A 25,816-nucleotide genomic window follows, 5' to 3' on the forward strand; every position below is an offset into this window, starting at 1 on the left:
CGCCCCCAGCGGCAGCGGACGTCCACATGCGGCTCCACCCGCCGGTCGGGAATGCCAAGCCATCAAAGCTTCGGCGAGGTCTTACCGGTAGCTGATGGCAGCGCCGTTGGCGGCGGACCAGGTGATGTGCCCGCCTTGGTAGTACTGCACCACGCCGGAGCCTAAGGGAGTCTCATTCGAGGTTGGATAGCCCAGACGGCCGTTCTCCCAGCCTTGTGATGCATACGCTTGCCTGATGGCGCCGGCGTTGCTGCGTGCGCCCGAGGCCCCGGACCAGTAGATAACCCCGCCCTGAAAGTTCTGGTAAACCCCACCGTTCCTTAACCCGGTAATTTCGTTGCTTGTCGGGTAGCCGAGGAAGCCGTTCTCCCAGCTAAGCGCAGCCCAGGCGGCGTTGATTGCCCCCTTGGTGATGCGGGCCCCGGTTGCCGGCGACCAGTGAATGACGCCGCCTTGGAAGTTTTGGTAGACGCCGCCGTTTTTCAAGCCACCGGTCTCGTTGCTGGTGGGGTATCCGAGGCTGCCGTTTTCCCAGTTTTGCCCTGCCCAGGCTGCGTTGATGGCACCCTTGGTGATGCGCGCGCCGGTAGCCGGAGACCAGTGAACAACACCGCCCAGGTAGTTCTGGTAGCAACCGCCGTTAGCCAGACCGCACGTCACCGGCCCCATGGTTGTACCAATCCCCGGAGCAGCGGCAGCTGCCTCGGCTATTGCCTTGACATGGTCTATTGCGGCAGTTGCGGGACCAGAAAACAGCAACCTGTTGGGTGAGCCCGCCCCTGTGCCGCTGACCGCGCCGGTGGTTGCAGCGGCGTTCAGGTTGGCGGCCACCGCCGAGGGGGCCATTGCAGGGCTTTGGGATAGAAGGACCGCCGCCGCTCCGGCCGCGTGCGGTGCAGCCATGGATGTTCCGCTCAGGGTGGCCGCGGCTGTAGCAGACGAGTGCCCTGCCGATTTGATCCCAACCCCCGGGGCATAGATGTCGGTGCAGGTGCCAAAGTTGGAGAAGGAGGCTTGTCGGTCCGAGGTGTCGCTGGCAGCAACTGTAATTGCTGCCGGGACCCGGGCAGGGGAACCGGTGCAGGCATCGACAGCGGAATTGCCGGCTGCCACAACTGTGGTGACGCCGTCAGCAATGAGGTTTTGTACGGCGGAGTCGAGCATGGAACTGGGTGGGGTGCGCAGGCTCATGTTCGCCACAGCGGGAGATCCGGCACTGTGGTTCCCGACGACCCAGTCCAGGCCCGCGATCATGTCCGAGATGTAGCCGGAACCTGCGCAGTCGAGCACTCGAACGGGAACGATGGTAACGTCCTTGGCCGCACCGTAGGTTCTGCCGCCAATTGTGCCTGCCACGTGCGTGCCGTGACCGCTGCAGTCGGTACTGCCGTTGCCTTCTGGGAAGGGGGTCCATCCGGCCGTCACCCGTCCAGCAAATTCGGTGTGGGTTGCCAACACCCCGGTATCAAAGACATAGGCGCTCACCCCGGCACCTGAAGCCGCAGGGGTATAGGAGGCCGACAGCGGCAAGGCGCGCTGATCAATCCGGTCCAATCCCCACGGCGTCGGTTGGTCCACGTCAGTTGCAGTTACCGGTGCATCGATTTCCACCCCTGCCACCTCGCCTGAAGTTCTCAATTGCTCGGCCTGTTCCGGCGTTGCCGTTACTACGGCGCCCCTGAGCGCTTTGGAAAACGTCCGCTTAACGGCGAGGTTGCGGGCATGAAGTGCTTTCGGCCCGGCTGCAGCGCCGGTCCCCTCGGCATACTCCACGATGTAGCGGCTTGTTGCTTCTTTTGGCCCGCCGAAGGCAGCAACTGGTGCGGCGTTTCCGGTAGCCACACCAACCCAAGTGGCTGACAGGGCCGTCAATAGGATCAACAGGGCAGGGCGGTGGAGAGATGAGGAAAAAATGTCAGGGTTCCTTTGTGGACTCTAAAGGGCATGGTGAAGACGACAAAATGCGCGGGCTGGCGGATCCACTCTATTTCTCCCGGCGACCGGTGCAGCGCAACCTACGTAAATCCTGCGCTAAAGCTTGGACTTATGACGTCAGAGTCGAGTTTTGCGGGAAGCGGTTCCGCTGGCGCTCAAGCACGTGCCGCCATTGCTCGGAAGAAAGAACACCCGCCAAGCGGGCAAAAGGGGAGGAGCCTTCGGGCACGCCATGCGTCTGATGCGGCCGGTAACTTAGCCCTGGGCCGGGTTCTTGGCCGGGTCCTAAGCAGCGGGGGAGCTTTGCCTGCGCGTCAAGGTGCGGGACCAGCCGGCGAGCCGGGGCCAGTACGTGATAAGGGCATTTGACGCCAGCGCCGCGGCCATGTGCAGGTAAAGCATCAGATGCAGTGAGTAGCCCGCCGGCACAGCTGCCTCACCGGCCGCTGATGGCTCCTGCCTGATGCCGCCGTGACCGTGCTCCGACAGCCCGTTCGCCGCGCCGCCGGAAAAGATCGCGAACCCCCAATGAAGCAACTGCTGGGCCACTCCGCACAAAAGCAGCAACGCCCAGCCGGGCAGTTGGAAGCGCCCGAGGATTGCCGCGCCCATCCCGAGCAGCGCGGCAAGTGCTCCGAGGATCATGAGGCCGGGCGCCGGGCCCCCGCCTACGAGGTGGGCGACCAGTCCGAGGCCGGTGGAGAGTGGGCCCGCCAGCCACGCAAGAGAGCCAGCACGGGCGTGTGGTTGTGCGTCGGCCACAAGGATCCTTCCGGTTGTGCTGGGCGTCCCACTGTCCCTACCCCTTTTGGCACCGTTCCACACTTTCCGGGTACACGCGATTTGGTGTGGGAGAGGGCCCGCAAAAACATTGACAGAAGTCTTGTTAGCGCTAACAATTAAAGGGTCGCAAGGCGGCGGCATCAATTGGAGGATTCTATGGAAGTCAGAGTAGACGCGGACAGCTACGTCATCGGTGTGGATTACGGAACGCTATCCGGCAGGGCCGTGGTGGTCCGCGTCCGGGACGGCAAGGAGCTCGGCAGCGGGGTGTGTGAGTACCCGCACGCAGTTGTTACGGAAGCCCTTCCGGCCGACGTTGCCGGCAAACCCGGCGCGAGGCTCCCGGGTGACTGGGCCCTGCAGGTGCCTGATGATTACCGCGACGTTCTGCGCACCGCGGTTCCCGCCGCCGTCGCTGAGGCAGGTATTGACCCGGCCGCCGTAGTTGGAATTGCCACGGACTTCACGGCCTGCACTATGGTGCCGGTCAAGGCGGACGGAACACCGCTGAATGAGCTTCCGGAATTCAGAAACCGGCCCCATGCCTATGTCAAGCTTTGGCGCCACCATGCCGCGCAGGCCCAGGCGGACAGGATTAACCAACTTGCAGGTGAACGCGGTGAGCAGTGGCTGCCCCGCTATGGCGGGCTGATTTCTTCGGAGTGGGAGTTCGCTAAGGGACTGCAACTCCTGGAGGAGGACCCTGAAGCCTATGCAGCGATGGATCACTGGGTTGAGGCTGCTGACTGGATTGTGTGGCAGCTCTGTGGCCGGTATGTCCGGAACGCCTGCACCGCCGGTTACAAGGGCATCTACCAGGACGGCCGTTATCCCTCCGAGGACTTCCTTACGGCACTGAACCCGCAATTCAAGGATTTTGTCAGTTCCAAGCTGGAGCACACCATTGGCCGCCTCGGCGATGCCGCCGGGTACCTCACCACAGAAGCTGCTGAATGGACAGGGCTGCCGGAGGGAATTGCAGTGGCTGTGGGCAACGTGGATGCCCACGTGACCGCTCCTGCCGCGAAGGCAGTAGACCCTGGTCAGCTGGTGGCCATTATGGGTACCTCGACATGCCATGTCATGAACGGCACCGAACTGCGGGAAGTGCCCGGCATGTGCGGGGTGGTGGACGGCGGCATCGTGGACGGACTCTGGGGCTACGAAGCCGGCCAGTCCGGCGTCGGCGATATCTTCGGCTGGTTCACGAAATACGGCGTGCCGCGCGAGTACCACCAGGCAGCCGAAACAGCCGGGCTGGACGTCCATGAATACCTCACTGAACTGGCGTCCCGCCAAGCCATCGGCGAGCACGGCCTGATGGCTTTGGACTGGCACTCCGGCAACCGCTCCGTGTTGGTTGATCACGAGCTCTCCGGGATCGTGGTGGGGCAGACCCTGGCGACGCGCCCGGAGGACACCTACCGTGCGCTGCTGGAAGCCACCGCGTTCGGCACCCGCACGATTGTGGACGCATTCCGGGACTCCGGTGTTCCGGTGAAGGAGTTCATCGTTGCCGGCGGCCTGCTCAAAAACCCGCTTCTGATGCAGATATATGCGGATGCCACCAACCTTCAGCTCTCCACCATCGGCTCAAGCCAGGGCCCGGCCCTCGGTTCCGCCATCCATGCTGCTGTGGCCGCCGGAAAATACACGAATATCCGCGAAGCCGCCGAGGCTATGGGCTCCCAGCCGGGCGAGGTGTACACGCCCATACCGGCGAACGTAGCCGCCTACGAGGAACTTTTCCAGGAGTACAAGACCTTGCATGACTACTTCGGCCGCGGCAACAACGATGTGATGCACCGGCTCAAGGCCATCCAGCGGCGGGCAGCGGGTCCACTTTCGGCGCCCCCGGCAATTGTTTCCGAGGCTGCCGTGGAGGTGTCCGCGTGAACATCCTGGACACGATCTCCCGCGTCCGTGACGAGGTGTGCGCCCTGCACGCAGAGCTGACCCGCTACGAACTGGTGGTGTGGACGGCCGGCAACGTCTCCGCCCGGGTCCCGGGCCATGAGCTGATGGTCATCAAGCCCTCCGGCGTCTCTTACCAGGACCTCACCCCGGAACAGATGGTGGTGACGGATCTATATGGGCTGCCCGTGGATGGGGACGCGGCAGGCCAGTGGGGAAACCCGGCACTCTCGCCGTCGTCGGACACTGCAGCCCATGCGTACGTCTACCGGCACTTGCCCGAGGTGGGCGGGGTGGTGCACACGCACTCCACTTACGCCACGGCCTGGGCCGCGCGCGGGGAGGCCATCCCCTGCGTGCTGACCATGATGAGCGATGAATTCGGCGGCGAGATCCCGGTGGGGCCGTTCGCGCTGATTGGCGATGATTCGATCGGCCACGGAATCGTGGAGACGCTGAAGAACTCGAACTCCCCGGCCGTGCTCATGCAGAACCACGGGCCTTTCACCATCGGCAAGGACGCGAAATCGGCGGTGAAGGCGGCCGTGATGTGCGAGGAAGTTGCCCGGACGGTGCACATTGCCCGCCAGTTGGGTGAGCCCCTTGCCATCGACCCTGGCCACATCGACTCCCTCTACGCCCGCTACCAAAACGTTTATGGCCAGTAACGGCCAGCCTTGTATGGCTGATAAAGACTTACTTCCGGAGGAAACCCTATGAGCACCGCAGCAAACACTTCCCTTGACGGTTACGAGGTATGGTTCCTCACCGGAAGCCAGCACCTCTACGGCGAGGACGTCCTTAAGCAGGTGGCCGCCCAGTCCCAGGAGATCGCCAACCAGCTCAACGCCTCCTCCTCAGTGCCGGTACGCATCGTGTGGAAGCCGGTCCTGACGGACTCCGACGCCATCCGCCGCACTGCACTTGAGGCCAACTCGGATGATTCCGTCATCGGCGTCACTGCATGGATGCACACGTTCAGTCCGGCAAAGATGTGGATCCAGGGCCTGGATCTGCTCCGCAAGCCACTGCTGCACCTACACACCCAGGCCAACAGGGACCTGCCCTGGGCGGACATCGACTTTGATTTTATGAACCTGAACCAGGCTGCCCACGGCGACCGGGAGTTCGGGTACATCCAGTCCCGCCTGGGCATTGCCCGCAAAACCGTCGTAGGACACGTTTCAAACCCGGAGGTCGCCCGCCAAGTGGGCTCCTGGCAGCGGGCCGCTGCCGGTTGGGCAGCCGTCCGGACCCTGAAGCTGACCCGGTTCGGCGACAACATGCGCAACGTTGCCGTCACGGAAGGCGACAAGACCGAGGCGGAACTCCGCTTCGGAGTGGCCGTGAACACCTGGTCGGTCAATGAGCTCGCCGACGCCGTGCATGGTGCTGCGGAGTCCGACGTCGATGCCCTGCTCAGTGAGTACGAGGACCTTTACGACGTGGTTCCGGAGCTCCGCGCCGGGGCTGCCCGGCACGAGTCGCTCCGCTACGGCGCCAGGATCGAACTTGGCCTGCGCAGCTTCCTGGAGGCCAACGGCTCGGCGGCGTTCACCACCTCCTTCGAGGACCTGGGCGCACTCCGCCAGCTTCCCGGTTTGGCCGTGCAGCGCTTGATGGCCGCAGGCTACGGTTTCGGTGCTGAGGGTGACTGGAAAACCGCCATCCTGGTCCGCGCGGCGAAGGTCATGGGCGCAGGCCTGCCTGGCGGCGCTTCCCTGATGGAGGACTACACCTACCACCTGGAACCCGGAGCGGAAAAGATCCTTGGCGCGCACATGCTGGAGGTTTGCCCCTCCCTGACGGCGGGGAAGCCGCGCCTGGAAATCCATCCGCTGGGCATCGGCGGCAAGGAGGACCCCGTCCGTCTGGTGTTCGACGCCGATGCCTCCCCGGGTGTCGTCGTCGCCCTGTCCGACATGCGGGACCGCTTCCGCCTGGTGGCCAACGCCGTCGACGTGGTGCCCCTCGACCAGCCGTTGCCCAACCTGCCGGTAGCACGCGCACTGTGGCAGCCCAAGCCGGATTTCGCCACCTCGGCTGCGGCATGGCTGACGGCAGGGGCCGCCCACCACACCGTGCTGTCCACGCAGGTAGGGATGGACGTGTTCGAGGACTTTGCGGAGATCGCCAAGACCGAACTGCTCACCATCGACGAGGACACCACCATCCGCCAGTTCAAAAAGGACCTGAACTGGAACGCCGCCTACTACAGGCTCGCCGGTGGAATCTAGGCCTCATCTCCTGGAAAAGCAGCCCCGGAAGCTCTGCTTCCGGGGCTGCTTTTCCATGCTCTTGCCCTGGGGAGGGTCCGTCTAGTGGCCGAAGTGTGACCTTGGGGCGCCTTCTGGCAGCCGTTCGAGGATGTCCTCCGCCACCCTTCGTACCTTGATGTTCCGGTGGCTTGAGGCCTTCGCCAGGATGGAAAACGCCTCATGGTAGGAACACCTGTTCTGCGCCATGATGACCCCGCAGGCAACGTTGATCGACGTGCGGCTGTCCAGTGCCATACGCAGGTCCGAAGCGGTGGACCTTGCCGTGTGCAGGTCAAGGGCCATCTGCAGGCTTTTGGCCGCAAGGCCTGCGAAATTCTTTGCCTCGGGAATCACCTGCAGCGGAAACGCCTTGGCATTTTGGGCAAAAAACGCCAGGACGGCACGTGTTGGGCGGATGGGCGTGCCAACGTCCCGGGCCTGCCCACCGTATTCCAATCCGAGCCGGAAGCTGAGGACGCTGCCCAAATTGGCAAGCTGCAGCTGCCTGCAATACCGCGGCCATCGGAAGTCCCCGCTTCGTTGCAGCACGGCCACGGGTTGCTCCCCTATCAACACCTCACTGACCGGACCTTCGTGAGATTCCTGCTCCCACTCCAGCAACCGGAGCACCTCGGGTGAGGTGCCGGTGATGGCCGGAGTCCTTTTCGGCTGATGCAGCACAACGCCGCATTCAACAACGGGGCCTCCGGCACGTACCACTGCCCGGGCAGAAGCGGCTGCGAGGAGTTCAAGAGAGTCGTGCAGCGTCTGCGTGCCCGTCATGAGATCCAGCAGGATCCCGTCCGGCTTAACTGGTGGGGGATTGGCCGGCCGGGGCTGCCCTGTCTTTGCCGGTGCGCCATATCCTGCCAGTGTGTTGGAACGGCCGTTTTCCGGCGTGGCAGGCCCTTGCCGTTGATGGCCAGGGGCCTCCTGAGAAACAAGAGGGCCGGCGACGGCTGGGGGAGAGGCCTTGGTCTCAAAGGCCTCCTCGTCGCCGGCCCCGTTTGCTACCCGAGTCTCTCGGACCGGGAAACTTGAGCTTGCGTATCGTGCATGCATTTCGTCTCACACCCCCTCGTGAGCAAGTTACAGCGAGTCAAAAACGTCTTGCCTCAATGAAAAACCTAGTTCGGACGCCGTCCCGGGAGAACGCGTAGCCAGTACTCGTTTTTGAGATTAGGTACTACTTGGCCACCGTCCTGTCTCTGATTGCGCAACCTCTGGAATGATGAGCAGCATGGAATTGCACATCACGGGGGACCCTGCTGCGGACGAGCTGCTGAGTAAGGATCCGTTCGCGCTGCTGACGGGAATGCTGCTGGATCAGCAGGTGACCATGGAGTCGGCCTTTGCGGGGCCAGCAAAGATCAAGACGCGGATAGGGTCCATCCGGCCTGAATCCATCGCCGCCCAGGAGCCGCAGGCGTTCGTGGATGTATTCAAGGAACGGCCCGCGGTCCACCGCTTTCCGGGGTCCATGGCGGGACGTGTACAGGCGCTCGCAGAAGCTGTACAAACCGAGTGGGGCGGGGATGCGGCGGCCATCTGGACCAAGGGTGGACCTGATGGAGCCGAGGTGCTGCGGCGGCTGACGGCGCTGCCCGGCTTTGGCGAGCAGAAGGCCAGAATTTTCCTCGCTCTGCTGGGCAAGCAATGTGGTTTGGAGGCGCCAGGATGGCGCGAAGCTGCCGGGCACTACGGGGACGAGGGCGCTTACCTCTCCGTTGCGGACATCGTGGATCCGGAGTCACTGGCGAAGGTCAGGACCAACAAACAGGCCGCGAAGGCAGCGGCGAAAGCTGCGAAGGCGGACGGCTGACGGGCTCCCTCAGTTCCGGGCCAGGAACAACTGACGCTTTGGTTCCTCACAAGGCCGTAATGGTCCAGCCTGTGCGGTGCGTCTCTCCCGGGTCCAGGACCACGAGGTCTTCGCCGGTATTGAAAGCCTCGGGCGGACAGGTCATGGGTTCGACGGCGAGGCCGAGGCGGGTGTTTTCCGGTTTCTTTGGAAGATCCGCAGTATGGATCTGTACCCAGGGGCAGCTGGCATCCCACACCATCGCTGTGCCGGTCCCGTGCACCGGATCGATGACCCGAACCATGGCGTGGCCATTCCCTTCCCAGGCGATGTCGGTGAAGGCATGGTCGATTTGCACGGTACCGATGGGACGGGCCGAGCGGAAGTCGAAGGCAGTACCGGCTACCTGCTCCTTCCCCACGGGCAGGAGGCGGTCAGGAGTTACCGACAGGACCGTCGAGGCGGGCAACTCAAACAGCCACTCATCCAGCGGTGAGGGCCCTCCCACGAGGTACGGGTGGGGGCAGACGCCGTAGGGCGCGCGGCGTGCACCGGTATTGGCTGCTGCCACGTCTGTCCTGAAACCACCGCTGTCAACGCTGAAGCGGGCTTCAAGGGTGATAGTAAAGGGGTACGCAGCCGTGGGCTCGATGGTGCATTCCAGGATGAGCGTATCCGGCTTATGCTTTACGGCTGACCACGGCACGTCGAACACCAGGCCGTGCAGTGCGGTGCCACGTTCCGGCTCATTGATGGGGAGGTGGTACTCCTCCCCGTCGAACCTGTAACGCCCGTCGGCTATGCGGTTGGGCCACGGAGCCACGAAAGCGCCACGGAAGTTAGGCATTGTCTCGTCCGGGCCAAAACCGACCACGAGCGGCCGCCCCTCGTAGGTCAGCTCACGGACGGTGGCGCCGAAACCGAGGACGACGGCCGTGTAGCCGCCGCCCTCGATCCTGTATTCGGGCGAGTTCATGCCAGGGAGACGGCCGTCCAGGACACGGGCGGGAGGGTGATGGTGACTGCTCCGCCGTCGAGGGTGGCGGATGTGTTGGGCTTCATACCCACGCGCTCCGGCTCCTCGAGGGTGTTTTTCGCATACACGTCTGTATCGTACAGAGACTGCGCCTGCACAGTGCTGAAGCCGTCCAGTGCCCCGATGTCGATGGTCACAGTGGTTTCTTCGGTCTGGGACCGGTTGACGAGGAAGACGGCGGTGGCACCGCTTTCGTCGTCGTGCGTGGCCACAGCATCCACGAGCGGCACAACGCCGTACTCGCTGGTCTCGTATGTCCCGGTGTCGAGCTTGAGTTCCAGCACTGACCCTTGCGCGAGCTTCGATGTGATGGAGAACGGGAAGAACGTTGTCTGGCGCCAGGCCGGGCCACCCGGCTCGGTCATGATGGGCGCGATGACGTTGACCAGCTGCGCCAGTGAAGCCGAGGTGACGCGGTCGGCGTGCTTGAGCAGCGAGATCATGAGGTTGCCGAATACGACGGCGTCCGCAACGGAGTAGCAGTCCTCAAGCAGCCGGGGGGCTACCGGCCAATTGTCCAGCCCCTCGATCTTGTCGACGTTCTCGAAGCGGCTGATGTACCAGACGTTCCACTCATCGAAGGATATGTTGATGGTCTTCGAGCTGCCCCGGACGGCCTTCACATGGTCGGCTGTGGCCACCACGGACTCGATGAAGTGGTCCATGTCGACGGCGGAGGCAAGGAAGGACCCGAGGTCCCCGTTCTTCTCCTCGTAGTAGGCGTGGCAGGAGATGTAGTCGACCACGTCGTAGGTGTGGGTCAGCACCACGCGCTCCCACTCGCCGAAGGTGGGCATATGGGCACTGGAGGAACCGCAGGCAACGAGCTCGATGGACGGATCCAGCTGGCGCATGGCTCGGGCTGTTATGGCCGCGAGTTTGCCGTAGTCCTCGGCGGAGCGGTGCCCGAGCTGCCACGGGCCGTCCATCTCATTGCCAAGGCACCAGATCTTGACATCGAAGGGGTCAGGGCGGCCGTTGGCCATGCGCTGGTCGGCGAGGGCGGTCCCCTTGGGCAGGTTGGAGTACTCGAGGAGTTCGAGTGCCTCGGCTGTTCCCCTTGTGCCAAGGTTCACGGCGAGCATCAAGTCACTGCCCACCTTCTGCAGCCACGAGGCGAACTCGTGCATGCCCACCTGGTTCGTTTCGGTGGAGTGCCAGGCAAGGTCCAGGCGGGTGGGGCGCTCCTCGCGCGGTCCCACGCTGTCTTCCCAGCGGAACCCGGAGACGAAGTTGCCGCCGGGATAGCGGATGGTCGAGACGCCCATTTCCTTGACCAGCTCAATGACGTCCTGCCGGAAGCCTTCGTTATCGGCGCTTTCATGGCCGGGCTCGTAGATGCCGTCGTAGACGTGGCGGCCGAGGTGTTCAACAAATCCGCCAAAGATGTTGCGGTTGATCCGACCGACGGTGAAGTGGGGGTCGAGCGTAAGGCGAGCGTTCTGCATCTAAAGACTTTCTGTGCGTACGTGTGTTGCTTTAAGGATGGGAGCGGGGCCGGGCTACTTTAGTGAGCCCAGCGACAATCCGCCCTGCCAGTACTTCTGGAGGGAAAGGAAGGCAATGATCAGCGGGATGATTGAGAGGAAAGCGCCCGTCGTAATCAGATTCCAGAGGGCCTCGCCGCCGCTGCCGGCGTTGGACAGAGCCTGCCAGCCATTGAGCCCCACCGTTACCGGAAGCAGCAGCGGATCGCTGAGGACTGCCAGCGGCAGGAAAAAGTTGTTCCAGGTCCCGACGACGGACAACAGGAGTACTGTCACGATGGCCGGGCGCAGCAGGGGCAGCGCGATTTGGAAGAATGTCCGGATTTCTCCTGCACCGTCGATCCGGGCGGCGTCCAGCAATTCGTCCGGGACCGCTTCCTGGGCGAAGACCCGCATGAGGTAGACGCCGAACGGGCTAAGGAGCGAGGGCAGGATCACGGCCCAGATAGTGTTCACCAGCCCCACCGAACTAAGCAGCACGAAAGTCGGGATGACAAGCGCTGTTAGCGGCACCATCACCGCACCGAGCAGAAGCCCGAAAAACGGACCCCGGCCGCGGAAGTTGTACTTGGCGAAGCCATAGCCCGCCAGCACGGCGAGGATCGTCGCTCCAACGCCGCCAGAGATGGCGTACAGGAATGAGTTCCCGAGCCATCGCCAGTAGATGCCGTCCTGCCGCTCGAACAGGCCCTGGATGTTGCTGAAGAAGTGGAACTCATCATCGAACCAGAGAGGCCCGCCTGAGCCAGCAAAGAGGCCGGCAGTGTCCTTGGTGCTGGCGACGGTCAGCCACCAGATCGGGGTGATGAAGTAGATGACAAGGATGAGCAGGAAAATATGTGAGCCGATGCGGGAACCGCCCTTGCGGGCCCTGGCGCGGCCTGCGGCGCTGCGGCCCTTCCGGCCGCCCTGAAGCTGGGGGGTGTCGGTGACGAGTGCCATGGTTTATTTCAGTCCGCTCTGCTTGCGGGTCAGGAAGAGGAAAAGGAAGGAGAAGACGAACACGACGATGCCGAGCGCGAAGGAGATGGCGGAGGCATAGTTGAACTGGCTGTAGGAGAACGCCAGCGAGAAGGCATACATATTGGGCGTGTACGAGGTAGGAATGGCTCCCTGTGCCACCCCGCGAAGCACTTGAGGTTCGGTGAAGAACTGCAGTGTGCCGATGAGGGCGAAGATGACCACCATCACCAGGGAGGAAGAGATCATGGGGATTTTGATCCGCCAGGCGATTTGCCGGTCGGAGGCGCCGTCGAGCACGGCTGCCTCGTAGATGCCGGGATCGATTCCACGCAGCGCTGCGTAGATGATGATCATGTAGTAGCCGGCCCACTGCCACGTCACAATATTGACGAGGCTGCCGAAAATGCTGTCCTGCGCCAGGAATTCGGGTGCGGCCATACCAAAAGCGCCGAAGATGGAGCTTGCGGGTCCAAAGCGGGGGCTGTAAAGGAAACCCCACATGAGGGCACCGATGACCACGGGAACCGCGTAGGGGACAAAGATCATAAGCCGGGAGAACTTTGACGCCCACGTGGCGAGGTTGTCCAGGACAAGGGCGGCTAGCAGGGCCACGATCATCTGTGCCGGAATCATGATCAATGCGAACTTCGCTACGGTCGCCAAACCCTGCAGGAAGACCGGATCGCTAAAGGCCTTGATGTAGTTGTCCGCCCCGACGAACTTGGTGCCCGTGGCCAGCGTACTGGTGAAAAGGCTCATCCGGAATGCGTAGACCAGGGGGAGGATGAGGAAAGTCAGGAAGATTGCCGCGAAGGGGGCAACGAAGAGCCATCCCCAGCGCTGCCGGCGCCGGTAGTTCTTGTCGGGGCGGTGCTTCGCGGGGGCCGGTGCCTCGGCCTGTGGGGCCGAGCTCGGCGCTGTGGTCGTAGCCATAATGGTCTTTCCTCAAGCAGTGGGACGGATGGCGCGGTGGAGGTGTCCGCTGGAGGCCGGACGGGCAGGTGCCCGCGCAGAGGCGCGGGCACCTGCCCCGGCGGTTACTTCAGGGTGAAGCCCTGCTCGGTCGCGTACTGCTCGAGGGATGCCTGGAGATCATCGAGGGCCTTGCCCGCGTCCTTCTCGCCCTGGACCATCGAGTAGAGCTGCACCGTCAACTGGTCGTAGGCGTAGTTCTGGAACGGGCTGAAGGTTGCGCCCTCATAGCCCGCAGCTGCCTTCAGGAAAACGTCCTTGTTGATCTGCTGCCCGCCGAAGAACGGGTATTCCTTGTTGGCGAACTCCTCGGAATCAAGGACGGGCGAGTATGAGGGGAACAAAGCTCCCTTGTCAACGCCCAGGTTCATGCCTTCTTTGTTCCCGAAGATGCCCATGGCAACCTTCGCTGCCAGTTTCTTGTCTTTGGCCTGCTTAGTCACGGCAAAGGTGGAACCACCCCAGTTGACTTGGACGGGATTTGCTGCGTCCCACTGCGGCAGCGGGGCAGCGCGCCAGACTGCGTTCGGGTCGGCGTCGGACAGGCCCTGCAGGTAGCCAGGGCCCCAGGCAGCGGCGAGGTAGACGGCGTATGAGCCGTCGACGAGCTTGGTGTTGTAGTCCGCGGTGAAGGCGTCGTCGGTGGCAACCAGCCCCTTCTTGACCAGTCCTTCCCAGTACTTCAGGACGTCCTTGGCGCCTTGGTCATTGACCTTGATTCCTATTTCCTGTGGGTTGGCGGAGTCGTATTCGAACGGCACGGAACCGGCCTGGGCGAACAGGGCCTGGTTGAATGCACGCCCGTTGGTGGGGAAGTCGGCCATGACAGCACCGTTGCCGGACTCCTTCAACTTTTGGGCGGCGGCCTCGAACTCTGCCCAGGTTGTCGGCACCTGCATGCCCGCTGCTTCAAAGATGTCCTGACGGTAGAGCATTCCCATGGGGCCGCCGTCGACGGGAATGGCATACACGGCATCCCCGCTCGAGGCGTCTTCCCAGGCGCCCTCGGCGTACTGATCCTTGACGTCGTTGGCACCGAATTCGGTGAGGTCCACAAGTGCATCGCGGATGGTAAAGCTGGAAAGGACTTCCGACTCGAGCTGGATCACATCGGGTGCGCCTGAGCCGGACTCGATCGAGGTCGAAAATTTGGTGTACTCATCGTTGCCCTGGCCCGCGTTGGTCCAGCAAATCTGCACATCGTTGTTGGTCTTGTTGAAGTTGTCGACAACCTCGTTGAACGCAGGGTACCAGGCCCAAACAGTTACCTGCGGGGCCTCCGCATTAACAATGGTGTTGGTGCATGACGCAGCTTCGGAACCGCCTGCGCTTCCGCCGGAGCAGCCGGTCAGTGCTGCAGCAGTGGCGGCGACGATGCCAACCGATGCCAGGAACTTGGCTTTCATATCTCTTGCTTCCTCTCGCGGTGGCATTCCACCGTGGTCGCCCGTGGGCGGCCGGTCCGGGTGCTTCAGGAAGGAAGATCGCCGGACACCAGTGCTGTGCCACTGAATCTTCCTTGATCCGGGCCCGTCCTCCTGCTGGACAACCTCTGGCGAGGGATGCCGCAGGTGCCGGCGCCGTTCTTTACATCGTTGTAGGTAAACGTTGTAGAAGAATCATGCCTAGTGAGTCCCGTCACTGTCAAGCAGCTGGGGCTGAAACTTTCTCTAGAGTGCAGTCAGGCGGGCAATGCTGAAGATTCACGCTCAATGACCTGGAACCGTGCTTCGTACTCACGCGGCGGCGCGCCGACTTCAAGCCCCGAGATCCGTTCCTGCAGGACACGCACCGCGGTGTCGGCAATTTCGTCCCTGCCGGGATCGATCGTTGACAGGGTGGGCAGCGAATACCTGCCCTCGTCCAGATCGTCGAAACCGATTACAGCGACGTCGTCGGGTATCCGCCGGCCTGCTTCCTGGAGCACGCGCATCGCTCCGAGCGCCAAAGTATCGTTCAAACCGAACACAGCATCGAACTCAACGTTAGTTGCGAGCAGTTCCCGCATTGATGTCGCTCCGTTGGAGCGGTGCCAGAAGGTGGTGTATGCCACCAGTTCCGGATCGAACGGGATGCCGGCTTCTTCGAGCGCCTGCTGGTAGCCCCGCAGACGGAGTCCAGCGGAGCCGATGACCTCACCCTCGTGCGCGCCGACTACGGCGATGCGCCGGCGGCCTTTCGACAGCAGGTGTGCCGTGGCGGCACGCGCTGACTCCACATTGCTCATGGTCACGTGGTCGGTTGGACCACCGAATATGCGTTCACCGAGGAGCACGAGCGGAAAATTGACGTTGAGGTACGGGGCGTCCTCGTTTGACATGCCCAAGGGGCTGAACAGCAGTCCGTCAGTCATTTGGAGCCGTGGGCTGGAGAGGATCTCGAGTTCGTGGGCGCGGTCCCCGTCGGTCTGCTCGATGAGGACTTTGAGGCCCCGGCGCGCAGCGGCCTTGATGACTGAATCCGCCAGTTCGGCGAAGTAGCTCAGGGAAAGCTCGGGGACAGCGAGTCCGATCACGCCGGTCCTGCCGGAACGCAGGCTTCGCGCGGACATGTTGGGGCTGTAGCCAAGCTCGGCGATAGCCTCCATGACCCGCTTTTTGGTGTCTGTGCGGATGTGCGGGTAGTCGTTGATGACATTAGAGACCGTTTTGATAGACACGCCCGCCGCCAGTGCAACGTCCTTTAGTGTGGCCGCCATGCCGCTCCCTGAGATCCTGACGTGATGCCCTGTACGTCACGTATGGTAGAAAGTCTACAACGTTGTAGGGTTGCCCGGGCCGCTTCCAGTTGGCACCGGCCCCTTCACCCTACGTCGCGACACCGGCCAGACAAGGACGACCATGATCGAGGAACAGGTACGGGACAGGCTCAACTGGGCAGGTAACTATGAGTTTCAGGCCCGGTCAATGGAGCATCCCAGATCACTCCCCGACCTTCAGCGTGCGGTGGCGCGGGCCAGCCGCGTAAGCGCCCTTGGGTCACGGCACTCGTTCAATGACATCGCGGACACCTCGGGAACCCTGGTGTCCCTAGATGTCCTCGATCCGGGCATTGAGGTGGACGAGGCTGCGCTGACGGTTACAGTTTGCGCGGGGGTCCGGTACGGAGTCCTCGCCGGGTACCTGCAACGCCAAGGCTTCGCCCTCCACAACCTCGCATCCCTGCCCCACATCTCGATCGGCGGCGCTATCGCGACTGCAACCCACGGTTCCGGGAACAGGAACGGCAACCTCGCCACCGCTGTTGTCGCGCTGGAGCTGGTTACTGCCTCTGGCGATGTCCTGGTTGTGAACCAGGGCGACCCGGACTTCGAGGGCATGGTCGTGGGACTGGGCGCCCTTGGCGTCATCCACCGCGTAACGCTGAAAATAGAACCGTCATTCGACGTGCGCCAGGACGTCTTCAGGGATGTGCCCTGGGACGCCGTCCTCGCGGACTACAACGCAGCGACGTCATCCGCCTACAGCGTTAGCTTGTTCACAGACTGGGCCGGGGAGGCCATCGGCCAAGTGTGGCTCAAGAGCAGGATGGACGGCGCTGCGGTGCCTATGAGTTTCTACGGCGGCGTGCCCGCGGCCCGGGCCTATCATCCGGTGCCAGGTGTGGCCGCTGACCACTGCACCCAGCAGCTGGGCATTCCCGGGCCATGGTCCGACCGTCTTGCACACTTCCGCCTCGCCTTTACGCCCAGCAGCGGACAGGAGCTCCAGACGGAATACCTCATCGGCCAGGAACACGCCACCGAGGCCATCCGGCGCATGCGGGAGCTTGCGCCGAAAATCACCCCTTTGCTGCAAGTCTCCGAGGTGCGGTCAATGGCAGCTGATGAGCTGTGGCTTAGCAACAACTACCAGCGCGCCGGAATCGGCCTCCACTTCACGTGGAAGCCGCTTCAGATGGAGGTCGAGGCGCTGCTGCCCGAACTTGAGGGCGCGCTCGCGCCACTCGGCATGCGCCCGCACTGGGGCAAGCTGTTTGCGGCGGATGCCGAACAGCTTGCACCGCTGTATCCCAGGTTTGACGATTTCCGGGCTCTCGCGCGGCGCCTGGACCCTGAAGGCAAGTTCCGCAACGCCTTCCTTGACCGAAAAGTCTTCGGGGCAGCCTAAGGTGGGCGCGCCAGGTTTCGCCTGGCCGGACCGAGGGTACCTTTCCTGCAGGACTCAAAGAGGAAGGGTGCCACATGATTGCACTTCTTGTCATTGACATGCAGAACGCGTACTTCGAGGCGCCGGAGCTGGCAGAGCAACAGGAGCAGCTGGTCAAGTCCTGCAACAGGCTGCTCGAAGCTTTCAAGGCCAGCGGGCACAAGGCGTTGATGATCGGCACCGAGCACGAGCGGGACAAATCCACGTGGACGCTGAACATGCTCGATGACGACCAGGGTTTTATCTTCCGCGGCAGTGACCAGACGCGGGCTGTGCCCGGCCTGGCCATCGACGGCCTGCCCCAGCTGAACAAGACGCGGGACAGCGCCTTCGTGGGTACCAACCTGCTTTCGCGGCTCCGCAACTGGGGCGCCGATGAGGTGGTGCTGGCCGGAGTCTCCACGCACAACTGCATCGCCCAGACCGGCGCAGACGCCTTCGCCCACAACATCCGGGTCACCTACGCGAAGGACGCCATGGCCTCGGAAGACAACCAGGATGCCGCCGACATGCTGCGCATCCTGTCCACCAGTTACCGCCAGCCTGTCCAGTCCAGTGACGAGATCCTGGAGAGGTTGCGCTCCATTTAGTGTGGCCGACGGCGGCACCCCCGAAGTGCCGCCGTCTAAGGGAGAGCCGCTCATAACAAGACTGAAACGTGGCGGAAACGTCCGCCACCTACTGTGGGTCCCACGCCGTCCGCTGGCCGCCGAAGGGACCCTCATGCATCTGATGCCACGTGAGCAGGAAAAGCTGCTGATTGTGGTGGCCGCCGATCTCGCCCGGCGCCGCCAGAGCCGCGGGCTCAAGCTCAACTACCCCGAGGCCGTGGCGATCATCAGCTACGAACTGATCGAGGGCGCACGGGACGGCCGCACGGTGTCAGACCTCATGAGTTACGGCACTTCCTTGCTGAGGCGCGACGACGTTATGGAAGGCGTGCCGGAAATGATCCACGACGTGCAGATCGAAGCGACCTTCCCGGACGGCACCAAGCTCGTCACCGTCCACGATCCCATCCGCTGAAGGGGCAGGCCATGATCCCAGGAGAGTACGTCCTTCGGCCGGAGCCGGTGACGGCGAACGCAGGGCGGGAGGCGATTGACGTCGTCGTGGTTAACACTGGCGACCGTCCCGTGCAGGTGGGCTCGCATTTCCATTTTGCCGAGGCCAATGCTGCCCTCATTTTCGACAGGGGAGCCGCTTATGGCAAGCGCCTGGACATCCCTGCCGGAACTGCCGCCCGCTTCGAACCGGGGGATTCCCGCAACGTGCGGCTGATAGAACTCGCCGGCACCCGGGAAGTGTACGGACTCAGCAACGCCGTGAACGGAAAGCTCGACGGCGGGACGCACCTTGAGGGGCCGCCCCGCCCAGGTGCCGCAGTGGAAGGGGACCAGCAGTGAGTTTCGAGATTCCCCGCCGGCAGTACGCCGACCTTTACGGACCCACTACCGGTGACGCCATCCGGCTTGCAGATACGGATCTGTTCCTCGAAATTGAACGCGACCTCACTGTGTATGGCGAGGAGGTGGTCTTCGGCGGCGGCAAGGTGATCCGCGACGGCATGGGACAGAACGGCCAAATGACGCGGGACGGTGCTGGTTCCGGTGACGGAGTTCCCGACACCGTCATCACCAACGCCGTGATCCTGGACTACACCGGCATATACAAGGCCGACATCGCCCTCAAGGACGGCCACATCCTTAGGATCGGCAAGGCGGGCAACCCCCAGATCACCGACGGCGTGGACATCGTGATCGGAGCGAGCACTGAAATCATTGCCGGCGAGCGCAAGATCCTCACCGCTGGGGGAGTGGACACCCACATCCACTTCATCTCCCCGGACCAGATCCCTACGGCACTGACCAGCGGCATCACCACCATGATCGGCGGCGGCACCGGCCCGGCCGAAGGCACCAAGGCCACCACCGTAACTCCCGGAAAATGGCACATCCAGCGCATGCTGCAGGCGGCCGAAGGCTTTCCCATGAATATCGGCCTGTTCGGCAAGGGACACGCGTCGGCCGTGGAACCCCTCGCGGAACAGATCCGCGCCGGCGCCATCGGGCTGAAAGTCCATGAGGACTGGGGGTCCACCACCTCCTCGATCGACACCTCCCTGACGGTGGCTGACGAATACGACGTGCAGGTGGCCATCCACACGGACACCCTGAACGAGTGCGGCTTCGTGGAGGACACCGTCCGCGCCATCAACGGACGCGTCATCCACACCTTCCACACCGAGGGAGCCGGTGGCGGGCACGCTCCGGACATCATCAGGATTGCCGGGATGCCCAACGTCCTGCCGGCATCCACCAACCCCACCCTTCCGTACACCCGCAACACCATCGAAGAGCACCTGGACATGCTGATGGTGTGCCATCACCTCAACCCGGACATTCCCGAGGACGTGGCGTTCGCGGATTCCCGGATCCGGGCCGAAACCATCGCGGCCGAGGACGTCCTGCAGGACATGGGCATCTTCTCCATCACCTCCTCCGACTCGCAGGCGATGGGACGGGTGGGCGAGGTGATCACCCGCACCTGGCAGGTGGCGGACAAGATGAAGAAGCAGCGGGGGGGATTGCAGGATCCCGACGGCGGTTCCCATGCTTCAGCCGTCGGCTCCGGCGAGGGCAGCGACAACTTCCGGATCAAGCGCTACGTGGCCAAGTACACGATTAACCCGGCTATCGCGCAGGGCATCGCGGATTCCGTTGGTTCCGTGGAGGTGGGCAAGTTCGCCGACCTTGTCCTGTGGGACCCTGCGTTCTTTGGGGTGAAACCCGAGCTCGTGATCAAGGGCGGGCAAATCGCCTATGCCCTGATGGGCGACGCGAACGCCTCCATCCCCACCCCGCAGCCGCGCACCATGCGCCCGATGTTCGGCGCGTTCGGCAAGGCTGTGCAGCAGTGCTCCATCACTTTCCTCTCCCAGGCAGCGGTCGACGCCGGCGTGCCCCACGAGCTGGGGCTGGAAAAGGTCATCAGGCCAGTTTCCGGAATCCGGACGCTGACCAAGGCGGACCTGAAGTACAACGACGCCACCCCGGACATCCAGGTGGATCCCGAAACCTACCAGGTAACGGTCGACGGCGAGGACGTGACGTGTGAGCCCTCCGATGTGCTGCCCATGGCCCAGCGCTACTTCCTCTTCTGACCGCCCCGCCCTGACAACCCCCGGAGCACCACGTGATCATCGAAAAAGTCCTCGGCAACCTGCACGAACTTCCGGACCCGCAGGCCTACGCCAGCCTGCACCAGGAGAAAGTGGTGCTGCCCAGCGCGCAGCTGGTCAAGCGCATCCAGCGGGCCACCACCGACCACGGCAAGGAGATCGGCATCCGGCTGCCCTCCGGCTCCGGCGACCTGCGCGACGGCGATATCCTGCACGTGGAAGAGTCCAACATGATCGTGGTATCCGTGCTGCCCACCGATGTCCTGGTGATCGCGCCCCGCTCGGTATATGAGATGGGCGTGGCGGCGCACTCCCTCGGCAACCGGCACCTGCAGGCACAGTTCTTCGACTCGTCTTCCGAGTACGGGGCCGACGTCATGGTGTGCGCTTACGACCACACCGTCGAGGACTACCTCACCCACGCCGCCGTGCCCTACACCCGCCAGGAACGCGTCATGCCTGTGCCTTTCCGCCATGCTGAACACAGCCACTAGTACCAGCGTCACCTTGGAAGCGGCGGCGGGTGAAGGGGGCTGTGCCCGCTTCGCGGTGCCCACCACGCCGCAGCCCCCTTCACCCGCCACCGCCAGCGTCAGCCGCTATCAGTTGGCCCTTCAGCAGTTGGTTGACTCCGCGCTTCCTACTGGGGCTTTTGCTCACTCTTTTGGCTTTGAGGCGTATATCGATGGTGGGCTCGTTTTTGATGAGGGGTCGTTTGGGGAGTGGTTGTCCGTTTTTGTCTCGCAGCCGCTGACCTACTCCGACGGGTTGGCCGTTCGGTTCTTTTATGAGGGGGTTGATGTTGGGGAGCTGGATTCCTTGCTTACCGCTTCGCTTTTGCCGCGGCAGGTTCGGGAGGCGAGCGTCAAGATGGGCTCCCGGCTGCTTGAGATTGGGGCCGAGGTGTTTCCCTCGGCCGGGTTGGAACTGTACCGGCACCTGGTGACCACCGGCCGTGCCGCCGGGCACCAGCCGCTGGCGTTCGCCGTCGTCGCACGGTCGCTGGGGGTGCCCCTGCAGGAGGCGCTGGCCGCCTACCTTTTCGCCGCCGTGACCTCGCTGACGCAAAACGCCGTCCGCGCCATCCCGCTGGGCCAAAGCGCCGGCCAGCGGCTGCTACGGCGCGCGGCCGACGACGTTGCTGCCGCCGTCGAAAGGATCCCGCACCTGGTGCCGGACGACTTCGGGGCGGTCAGCCCCGGACTGGAAATTTCGCAAATGCGGCACGAACGACAACGTGCCCGGATGTTCATGAGCTGACAGTGCTTGGAAAATCAAAGGAGGACAGCATGACGGAACCCATCAAAATCGGCATCGGCGGACCAGTCGGTGCCGGCAAAACCCAACTCGTGGAGCGGCTCACCCGGCACATGAGCGGTGGGATCTCCATGGCCGCCATCACCAACGACATCTACACCATCGAGGACGCCAAAATCCTCGCCGCCAACGGCATCCTCCCCGAGGACCGGATCATCGGCGTCGAAACCGGCGGTTGCCCGCACACCGCCATCCGCGAAGACACCTCCATGAACACCGCCGCCATCGAGGAACTCAAAGCCAGGCACCCCGGCCTGCAGGTGATCTTCGTCGAATCCGGCGGAGACAACCTGTCCGCAACCTTCAGCCCCGAACTCGTCGACTTCTCCATCTACATCATCGACGTCGCCCAAGGCGAAAAAATCCCCCGCAAAGCCGGCCAGGGCATGATCAAATCCGACCTCTTCATCATCAACAAAACCGACCTTGCGCCGCACGTGGGAGCTGATCTCGCCGTCATGGAACGCGACTCCAAGGAATTCCGCGGGACCAAGCCGTTCTGCTTCACCAACCTCAAAACAGATGACGGACTGGACGCAGTCATCGAATGGGTTCGGCGGGATGTCCTGATGCTCGATCTGGCTTCGTGAGTACGACGGCGGCCCACTTGGGTCCGGCCGCTTCACCGGGTGCCGGGCTGGGTTGGGCGGCTTCGCCGGACTTTGGGCCATGCCCGGCCCACCACGCCGCGGCCCCAAAATCCGGCCTCGCCACCTCAGTGCCTTCGTCACCTATGGGGGAGCTCGCCATAAGTATTGAGCAGCGAGGCGGTCGGTCGGTCGCTTTGCATCAATATCATCGGGGCGCTCTTCGGATACTCAGGCCCCATTATCTCGATGACTCCGGACAGGTTTGTTATGTCATCGTAAATCCAGGCGGGGCTTATCTTGGGGCTGATCTTTTTCTCCTCGATGTTGAAGTTGGGGACGGCGCTGATCTCCTGCTCACCACGCAGTCTGCGACGAAGGTGTACAAAACTCCCGGCTCTTTTGCTGAGCAGCGACTGGTTGTCCGGCTGAGGGAGCGGGCCCGGCTGGAGCTGGTACCTGACCAGCTCATCGCCTATCGGGAGGCGAGCTACCGGCAACGGACGCGGGTAACGGTGCGGCCGTCGTCGTCGCTGGTGATGGCGGAAGTGGTGACACCCGGCTGGTCACCCGACGGAGCCACGTTCCAGTACGAGGAACTGCGCCTGCGGAACGAACTCCTGGTTGAGACGGAAGAAGGCAACCAGCTGCTGGCGCTGGACAACCTGCTCATCCGGCCGCCGACGGGAAATGTCACTGGCCTGGGTTTCATGGAAGGCTTAAGCCACCTCGGTTCCCTGATCGTGGTGGACCCGCGCGTAGACCAGGCGCTCGCTGATGAGCTGCACGGCGCCGCGTCGGAACACGAAGCACTTACTGGAATCTCGCTGACCGGAAGCGTAGCTGGAACAACCGGGCTGGTACTCCGCTCGCTGTCCAACAGCACGGGCGAACTGAACCAGCTCCTTGGCGCCTGCACCGCCCTCCTCCGGAAACGGTGGTACGGACAGGAACCACTGAACCTCAGGAAGCACTGATGACAGCCCTCACGAACATCACCAGCCTTTACCGCTACCGGCAAACATTGCCGCTGCGGACCCGCCTGCTGTGCTTGTTTGGTGCGGTGGCCGCGTTGCACGCAGCCGCCGTCGTACTGCTCCTCGCTGGCAACATGGGCACCGCAGGCGGCGTAGGAACCCGCGGCACCGCCGGTACCCCGGGGGAGGCCGGGGTGCAAGCCCTTTCGTGGGGCCTGGTCCTGACTGCATACCTGGCGGGCGTGAAGCACAGCTACGACTGGGACCACCTGGCAGCCATCGACAACTCCACCCGCAAGTTTGTCGCCAGCCGCCAGGATCCGGTCAGTGTCGGCTTCGCCTTCAGCCTGGGACACAGCTCCGTGGTAACTCTGGCAGGCATGCTTGTTATCGCCGGCGCAGCCGTCGTGGGGGAGTTCATGCAGGACGGGTCCGCCGGAAACCTGGTGCTCGGGCTGATCGGCAGCGGCGTTTCCGGGTTGTTCCTGTTGGCGATGGGTCTCTTCAACGGCTCCGCCTTCGCCCGGTCGGCCCAGGCCTACCGCCGGGCCCGGGCCGGCGCGGCAATCGACCCCGGGGACCTTGAACCGAAGGGGCTTATGGCGCGGCTGCTCGCCCGGCCGCTGTCCAGGGTGCGGCAGCCGCGGAACATCTACGTCATCGGTTTCCTGTTCGGGCTGGGCTTTGACACGGCGACTACCATCGGCCTGCTCATGATGACGACGGCGGCCTCCCTGGCCGGGGTACCGCCCTTCGCCCTGCTGGCGCTGCCGCTGGCATTCACCGCAGCCATGACCCTGTGCGACTCAGTCAACGGCGTAGCCATGATGCGGATGTACCGCTCGGCGCTGGAAGACCCGCAGCGGAAACTGGGCTTCAACGCCCTGGTGACCGGGATATCGGCGGTGTCCGCGTTGTTCATCGCCGTGATCACACTCGGCGGCTTCTTCAACGCCGCCTTCGCGCTTGAGGATCCCTTGACCCTGTGGCTGGGATCCGTCGATCTGGGCGACGCCGGCCTGTTGCTGGCAGGACTGCTGCTGGCGGTCTGGGCCGGGGAAGCGTTTAAGGGACGGGCACAGGGGGGCTCAAAACAACAGCACTAATCAGGCGGCCATCCGCCCCTTCATCTTCCGGTGCGGGCGGCCCTTCCCTCCCGTCGGGGCCTTGGAAGCCGGAGCCTTCGCAGCCGGGGCCTTCGCGGAGGCGGCTGCCTTTGCCTGCTCGGAAACCCGTGCCGGGGATCGCAGGGCAACATGGCCGCCGTCGGGGACTGCACTGTCAGCGTGCAAGTGGACCCCGTGCTCGATAAGGACGCCGGCTCCAATCCGCGAGTGGCTGCCGATATGCGCCCGGTTTCCGATCACCGTTCCGCGGCCAATCCGCACACCGTCACCAATAACGGAACGGTCGCCGATGGTGGCATCGCGGTCGATCCAGCTGCCGTGGCCAATCCGGCAGCCCGAGCCGATCCGGGCACCGTACTCCACGTAGGTCATCGGTCCGATGCGCGCGCTTTCGGCAACTGTTGCACCGGGGGCGGTCAGGCCTCCACCGTTGGCGTGGCGGGCATATCGGGTGACCTTTCCTGCGTCGTCTTCAACTGAGACATACTTCGCGTTCATTACATCCCTCGTTTACGCGCGGTAACTTACCGCACAGTCAGTTAACGGTCCGGAACTCAAAGTGATTCCCGGCGGGACTGCGCATGGGAGGGGCCGGCGAATCAGCCGGAAAGCTGCCGCTAAGCGACGAGGTTGGCTGCGGCCGAGTCCATGTGGGCACGGATGGTGTTCCGGGCGAGCGAGGCGTCGCCTGTTTCGATGGCTGCCACGATGTCGCGGTGGCGGTCCACGCTCATGTTTTTGACGCCCTTTTCCAGGCCGCCGAACATGATGGACATCCGGATGGAACCTTCCAGGGACTGCCAGGAGTGAAGCAGCGTCTCGTTGCCGGTCAGGCGGCACAGCGTCCGGTGGAACTCCATATCGGATTCGATCCGCTCTTCCAGTGACGCGTCCTGGGCGGCCTCCATCACGTCGATGGTTTTGTGGAGCGCTTCGATGGCATGGGCGCGGTCAGGAAGTTCGCAAAGGGTGCGCGCGGCAAGGGATTCAAGGGCGGCCCGGACGGCGAAGATGTCCCGGATTTCCTTTTCATCCAGGTGCCGGACAGACAGCCTGCCGCGTGGCCCGGCGGAGAGCAGGCCTTCCTGTTCGAGCTGGCGCAGCGCTTCACGCAGGGTTCCCCGGCTGATTTGCAGCATGTCAGACAGTTCGGTTTCCACCAGGTGCCGGCCGGGCGCAAGTTCACCGCTCGTGATGGCGGTCCTCAGTGCCGAGAGCGCCTGCTCGCGCAGGCTTTTCTTTTGCAGTCCCAGCAGGGGAGCTGTCAGTCCGGCCATCGCGTCTGTCCTTCAGTGTTGTAAGTCGACTGTTTACAGTCGGGTTTAGTTCC

Annotated in this window: 25 protein-coding genes; 14 read left to right on the forward strand and 11 right to left on the reverse strand. The window is 63.4% G+C overall.

Annotated elements, in window-relative coordinates:
* Window positions 1–81 precede the first annotated feature (81 nt).
* Together AC5RTE_RS05870 and AC5RTE_RS05875 are read right to left on the reverse strand one after the other, a co-directional pair.
* The gene (locus AC5RTE_RS05870; protein ID WP_494040465.1) at window positions 82–1,842 is read right to left on the reverse strand and encodes a S8 family serine peptidase; all 1,761 of its coding nucleotides are present in this window, start codon (window positions 1,840–1,842) and stop codon (window positions 82–84) included.
* A 378-nt stretch (window positions 1,843–2,220) separates the two neighbouring features.
* Window positions 2,221–2,697 carry a hypothetical protein gene (locus AC5RTE_RS05875; RefSeq protein ID WP_494040466.1) on the reverse strand — a complete coding sequence of 159 codons (477 nt, stop codon included), beginning with the start codon at window positions 2,695–2,697 and terminating at the stop codon, window positions 2,221–2,223.
* 177 nt (window positions 2,698–2,874) lie between these two features.
* On the opposite strand from AC5RTE_RS05875, the gene araB reads away from it, so the two are divergent.
* Genes araB through araA form a run of 3 tightly spaced genes read left to right on the forward strand, consistent with a single transcriptional unit; the run spans window position 2,875 to window position 6,869 of the window.
* A complete protein-coding gene (gene araB / locus AC5RTE_RS05880; RefSeq protein ID WP_494040467.1) occupies window positions 2,875–4,614 on the forward strand; it encodes a ribulokinase in 1,740 nt (579 codons plus the stop codon).
* Window positions 4,611–5,300 (forward strand): L-ribulose-5-phosphate 4-epimerase, encoded by a 690-nt coding sequence (locus AC5RTE_RS05885; RefSeq protein ID WP_494040468.1) that lies wholly within the window; start codon window positions 4,611–4,613, stop codon window positions 5,298–5,300. The genes araB and AC5RTE_RS05885 overlap by 4 nt, the downstream gene beginning before the upstream one ends.
* Window positions 5,301–5,348: 48 nt before the next feature.
* A complete protein-coding gene (gene araA / locus AC5RTE_RS05890) occupies window positions 5,349–6,869 on the forward strand; it encodes an L-arabinose isomerase (RefSeq protein WP_494040469.1) in 1,521 nt (506 codons plus the stop codon).
* 81 nt (window positions 6,870–6,950) lie between these two features.
* Here the strand turns inward: araA and AC5RTE_RS05895 are convergent, their stop codons facing one another.
* The gene (locus AC5RTE_RS05895; protein WP_494040470.1) at window positions 6,951–7,673 is read right to left on the reverse strand and encodes an ANTAR domain-containing protein; all 723 of its coding nucleotides are present in this window, start codon (window positions 7,671–7,673) and stop codon (window positions 6,951–6,953) included.
* Window positions 7,674–8,121: 448 nt separating this feature from the next.
* On the opposite strand from AC5RTE_RS05895, the gene AC5RTE_RS05900 reads away from it, so the two are divergent.
* A complete protein-coding gene (locus AC5RTE_RS05900) occupies window positions 8,122–8,712 on the forward strand; it encodes an HhH-GPD-type base excision DNA repair protein (protein WP_494040471.1) in 591 nt (196 codons plus the stop codon).
* A gap of 46 nt (window positions 8,713–8,758) precedes the next feature.
* On the opposite strand, the gene AC5RTE_RS05905 is transcribed toward AC5RTE_RS05900, so the two are convergent.
* From AC5RTE_RS05905 to AC5RTE_RS05930, 6 genes are all read right to left on the reverse strand, one after another.
* The gene (locus AC5RTE_RS05905) at window positions 8,759–9,667 is read right to left on the reverse strand and encodes an aldose 1-epimerase family protein (protein WP_494040472.1); all 909 of its coding nucleotides are present in this window, start codon (window positions 9,665–9,667) and stop codon (window positions 8,759–8,761) included.
* Window positions 9,664–11,175: an arabinosylfuranosidase ArfA gene (gene arfA, locus AC5RTE_RS05910; protein ID WP_494040473.1), complete on the reverse strand. Its 1,512-nt coding sequence runs from the start codon at window positions 11,173–11,175 to the stop codon at window positions 9,664–9,666. The genes AC5RTE_RS05905 and arfA overlap by 4 nt, the downstream gene beginning before the upstream one ends.
* Window positions 11,176–11,229: 54 nt before the next feature.
* On the reverse strand, window positions 11,230–12,156 hold the full coding sequence (locus tag AC5RTE_RS05915; RefSeq protein ID WP_494040474.1) for a carbohydrate ABC transporter permease: 927 nt from the start codon (window positions 12,154–12,156) through the stop codon (window positions 11,230–11,232).
* Between the two features lie 3 nt (window positions 12,157–12,159).
* Window positions 12,160–13,110 (reverse strand): carbohydrate ABC transporter permease, encoded by a 951-nt coding sequence (locus tag AC5RTE_RS05920; RefSeq protein ID WP_494040475.1) that lies wholly within the window; start codon window positions 13,108–13,110, stop codon window positions 12,160–12,162.
* A 104-nt stretch (window positions 13,111–13,214) separates the two neighbouring features.
* The gene (locus tag AC5RTE_RS05925; protein ID WP_494040476.1) at window positions 13,215–14,555 is read right to left on the reverse strand and encodes an ABC transporter substrate-binding protein; all 1,341 of its coding nucleotides are present in this window, start codon (window positions 14,553–14,555) and stop codon (window positions 13,215–13,217) included.
* Window positions 14,556–14,830: 275 nt separating this feature from the next.
* Entirely contained in the window at window positions 14,831–15,847 is a 1,017-nt protein-coding gene (locus AC5RTE_RS05930) for a LacI family DNA-binding transcriptional regulator (RefSeq protein ID WP_494040477.1), read from the reverse strand.
* 142 nt (window positions 15,848–15,989) lie between these two features.
* Between AC5RTE_RS05930 and AC5RTE_RS05935 the strand changes: the two genes are divergently transcribed.
* From AC5RTE_RS05935 to AC5RTE_RS05980, 10 genes are all read left to right on the forward strand, one after another.
* Window positions 15,990–17,258 carry an FAD-binding protein gene (locus tag AC5RTE_RS05935; RefSeq protein ID WP_494040478.1) on the forward strand — a complete coding sequence of 423 codons (1,269 nt, stop codon included), beginning with the start codon at window positions 15,990–15,992 and terminating at the stop codon, window positions 17,256–17,258.
* 74 nt (window positions 17,259–17,332) lie between these two features.
* Complete coding sequence (locus AC5RTE_RS05940) at window positions 17,333–17,887, forward strand: cysteine hydrolase family protein (protein ID WP_494040479.1); 555 nt, start codon at window positions 17,333–17,335, stop codon at window positions 17,885–17,887.
* A gap of 133 nt (window positions 17,888–18,020) precedes the next feature.
* Window positions 18,021–18,323, forward strand: a complete 303-nt coding sequence (locus tag AC5RTE_RS05945) for an urease subunit gamma (protein ID WP_494040480.1) — start codon at window positions 18,021–18,023, stop codon at window positions 18,321–18,323.
* A gap of 11 nt (window positions 18,324–18,334) precedes the next feature.
* Window positions 18,335–18,703 (forward strand): urease subunit beta, encoded by a 369-nt coding sequence (locus AC5RTE_RS05950; protein ID WP_494040481.1) that lies wholly within the window; start codon window positions 18,335–18,337, stop codon window positions 18,701–18,703.
* Entirely contained in the window at window positions 18,700–20,460 is a 1,761-nt protein-coding gene (gene ureC, locus AC5RTE_RS05955; RefSeq protein ID WP_494040482.1) for an urease subunit alpha, read from the forward strand. The genes AC5RTE_RS05950 and ureC overlap by 4 nt, the downstream gene beginning before the upstream one ends.
* Before the next feature lie 32 nt (window positions 20,461–20,492).
* Window positions 20,493–20,972: an urease accessory protein UreE gene (ureE, locus tag AC5RTE_RS05960; RefSeq protein WP_494040483.1), complete on the forward strand. Its 480-nt coding sequence runs from the start codon at window positions 20,493–20,495 to the stop codon at window positions 20,970–20,972.
* The gene (locus AC5RTE_RS05965) at window positions 20,953–21,738 is read left to right on the forward strand and encodes an urease accessory protein UreF (RefSeq protein WP_494040484.1); all 786 of its coding nucleotides are present in this window, start codon (window positions 20,953–20,955) and stop codon (window positions 21,736–21,738) included. Before ureE ends, AC5RTE_RS05965 begins: the two co-directional genes overlap by 20 nt.
* Before the next feature lie 29 nt (window positions 21,739–21,767).
* On the forward strand, window positions 21,768–22,385 hold the full coding sequence (gene ureG, locus AC5RTE_RS05970; RefSeq protein ID WP_494040485.1) for an urease accessory protein UreG: 618 nt from the start codon (window positions 21,768–21,770) through the stop codon (window positions 22,383–22,385).
* Window positions 22,386–22,528: 143 nt separating this feature from the next.
* Window positions 22,529–23,359, forward strand: coding sequence for an urease accessory protein UreD (locus AC5RTE_RS05975; protein WP_494040781.1), 831 nt, complete (start codon window positions 22,529–22,531; stop codon window positions 23,357–23,359).
* Window positions 23,359–24,465, forward strand: coding sequence for a HoxN/HupN/NixA family nickel/cobalt transporter (locus AC5RTE_RS05980; protein WP_494040486.1), 1,107 nt, complete (start codon window positions 23,359–23,361; stop codon window positions 24,463–24,465). The genes AC5RTE_RS05975 and AC5RTE_RS05980 overlap by 1 nt, the downstream gene beginning before the upstream one ends.
* Here AC5RTE_RS05980 and AC5RTE_RS05985 read toward each other — a convergent pair whose 3' ends face one another.
* A complete protein-coding gene (locus AC5RTE_RS05985; protein ID WP_494040487.1) occupies window positions 24,466–24,984 on the reverse strand; it encodes a transferase in 519 nt (172 codons plus the stop codon).
* A 119-nt stretch (window positions 24,985–25,103) separates the two neighbouring features.
* Entirely contained in the window at window positions 25,104–25,763 is a 660-nt protein-coding gene (locus AC5RTE_RS05990) for a GntR family transcriptional regulator (protein WP_494040488.1), read from the reverse strand.
* Between the last annotated feature and the right edge of the window lie 53 nt (window positions 25,764–25,816).

Source organism: Arthrobacter sp. K41 (genome assembly GCF_059089645.1).

What these genes read in the sequence shown, in the direction of transcription:
- araB (WP_494040467.1), top strand. Translation starts at nt 2,875, where the DNA reads ATGGAAGTCAGAGTAGACGCGGACAGCTACGTCATCGGTGTGGATTAC.
- araA (WP_494040469.1), top strand. Translation starts at nt 5,349, where the DNA reads ATGAGCACCGCAGCAAACACTTCCCTTGACGGTTACGAGGTATGGTTC.
- AC5RTE_RS05895 (WP_494040470.1), bottom strand. Translation starts at nt 7,673, where the DNA reads ATGACGGGCACGCAGACGCTGCACGACTCTCTTGAACTCCTCGCAGCC.
- AC5RTE_RS05900 (WP_494040471.1), top strand. Translation starts at nt 8,122, where the DNA reads ATGAGCAGCATGGAATTGCACATCACGGGGGACCCTGCTGCGGACGAG.
- AC5RTE_RS05905 (WP_494040472.1), bottom strand. Translation starts at nt 9,667, where the DNA reads ATGAACTCGCCCGAATACAGGATCGAGGGCGGCGGCTACACGGCCGTC.
- arfA (WP_494040473.1), bottom strand. Translation starts at nt 11,175, where the DNA reads ATGCAGAACGCTCGCCTTACGCTCGACCCCCACTTCACCGTCGGTCGG.
- AC5RTE_RS05915 (WP_494040474.1), bottom strand. Translation starts at nt 12,156, where the DNA reads ATGGCACTCGTCACCGACACCCCCCAGCTTCAGGGCGGCCGGAAGGGC.
- AC5RTE_RS05920 (WP_494040475.1), bottom strand. Translation starts at nt 13,110, where the DNA reads ATGGCTACGACCACAGCGCCGAGCTCGGCCCCACAGGCCGAGGCACCG.
- AC5RTE_RS05925 (WP_494040476.1), bottom strand. Translation starts at nt 14,555, where the DNA reads ATGAAAGCCAAGTTCCTGGCATCGGTTGGCATCGTCGCCGCCACTGCT.
- AC5RTE_RS05930 (WP_494040477.1), bottom strand. Translation starts at nt 15,847, where the DNA reads ATGGCGGCCACACTAAAGGACGTTGCACTGGCGGCGGGCGTGTCTATC.
- AC5RTE_RS05935 (WP_494040478.1), top strand. Translation starts at nt 15,990, where the DNA reads ATGATCGAGGAACAGGTACGGGACAGGCTCAACTGGGCAGGTAACTAT.
- AC5RTE_RS05940 (WP_494040479.1), top strand. Translation starts at nt 17,333, where the DNA reads ATGATTGCACTTCTTGTCATTGACATGCAGAACGCGTACTTCGAGGCG.
- AC5RTE_RS05945 (WP_494040480.1), top strand. Translation starts at nt 18,021, where the DNA reads ATGCATCTGATGCCACGTGAGCAGGAAAAGCTGCTGATTGTGGTGGCC.
- AC5RTE_RS05950 (WP_494040481.1), top strand. Translation starts at nt 18,335, where the DNA reads ATGATCCCAGGAGAGTACGTCCTTCGGCCGGAGCCGGTGACGGCGAAC.
- AC5RTE_RS05965 (WP_494040484.1), top strand. Translation starts at nt 20,953, where the DNA reads ATGCTGAACACAGCCACTAGTACCAGCGTCACCTTGGAAGCGGCGGCG.
- ureG (WP_494040485.1), top strand. Translation starts at nt 21,768, where the DNA reads ATGACGGAACCCATCAAAATCGGCATCGGCGGACCAGTCGGTGCCGGC.
- AC5RTE_RS05975 (WP_494040781.1), top strand. Translation starts at nt 22,529, where the DNA reads ATGGGGGAGCTCGCCATAAGTATTGAGCAGCGAGGCGGTCGGTCGGTC.
- AC5RTE_RS05980 (WP_494040486.1), top strand. Translation starts at nt 23,359, where the DNA reads ATGACAGCCCTCACGAACATCACCAGCCTTTACCGCTACCGGCAAACA.
- AC5RTE_RS05985 (WP_494040487.1), bottom strand. Translation starts at nt 24,984, where the DNA reads ATGAACGCGAAGTATGTCTCAGTTGAAGACGACGCAGGAAAGGTCACC.
- AC5RTE_RS05990 (WP_494040488.1), bottom strand. Translation starts at nt 25,763, where the DNA reads ATGGCCGGACTGACAGCTCCCCTGCTGGGACTGCAAAAGAAAAGCCTG.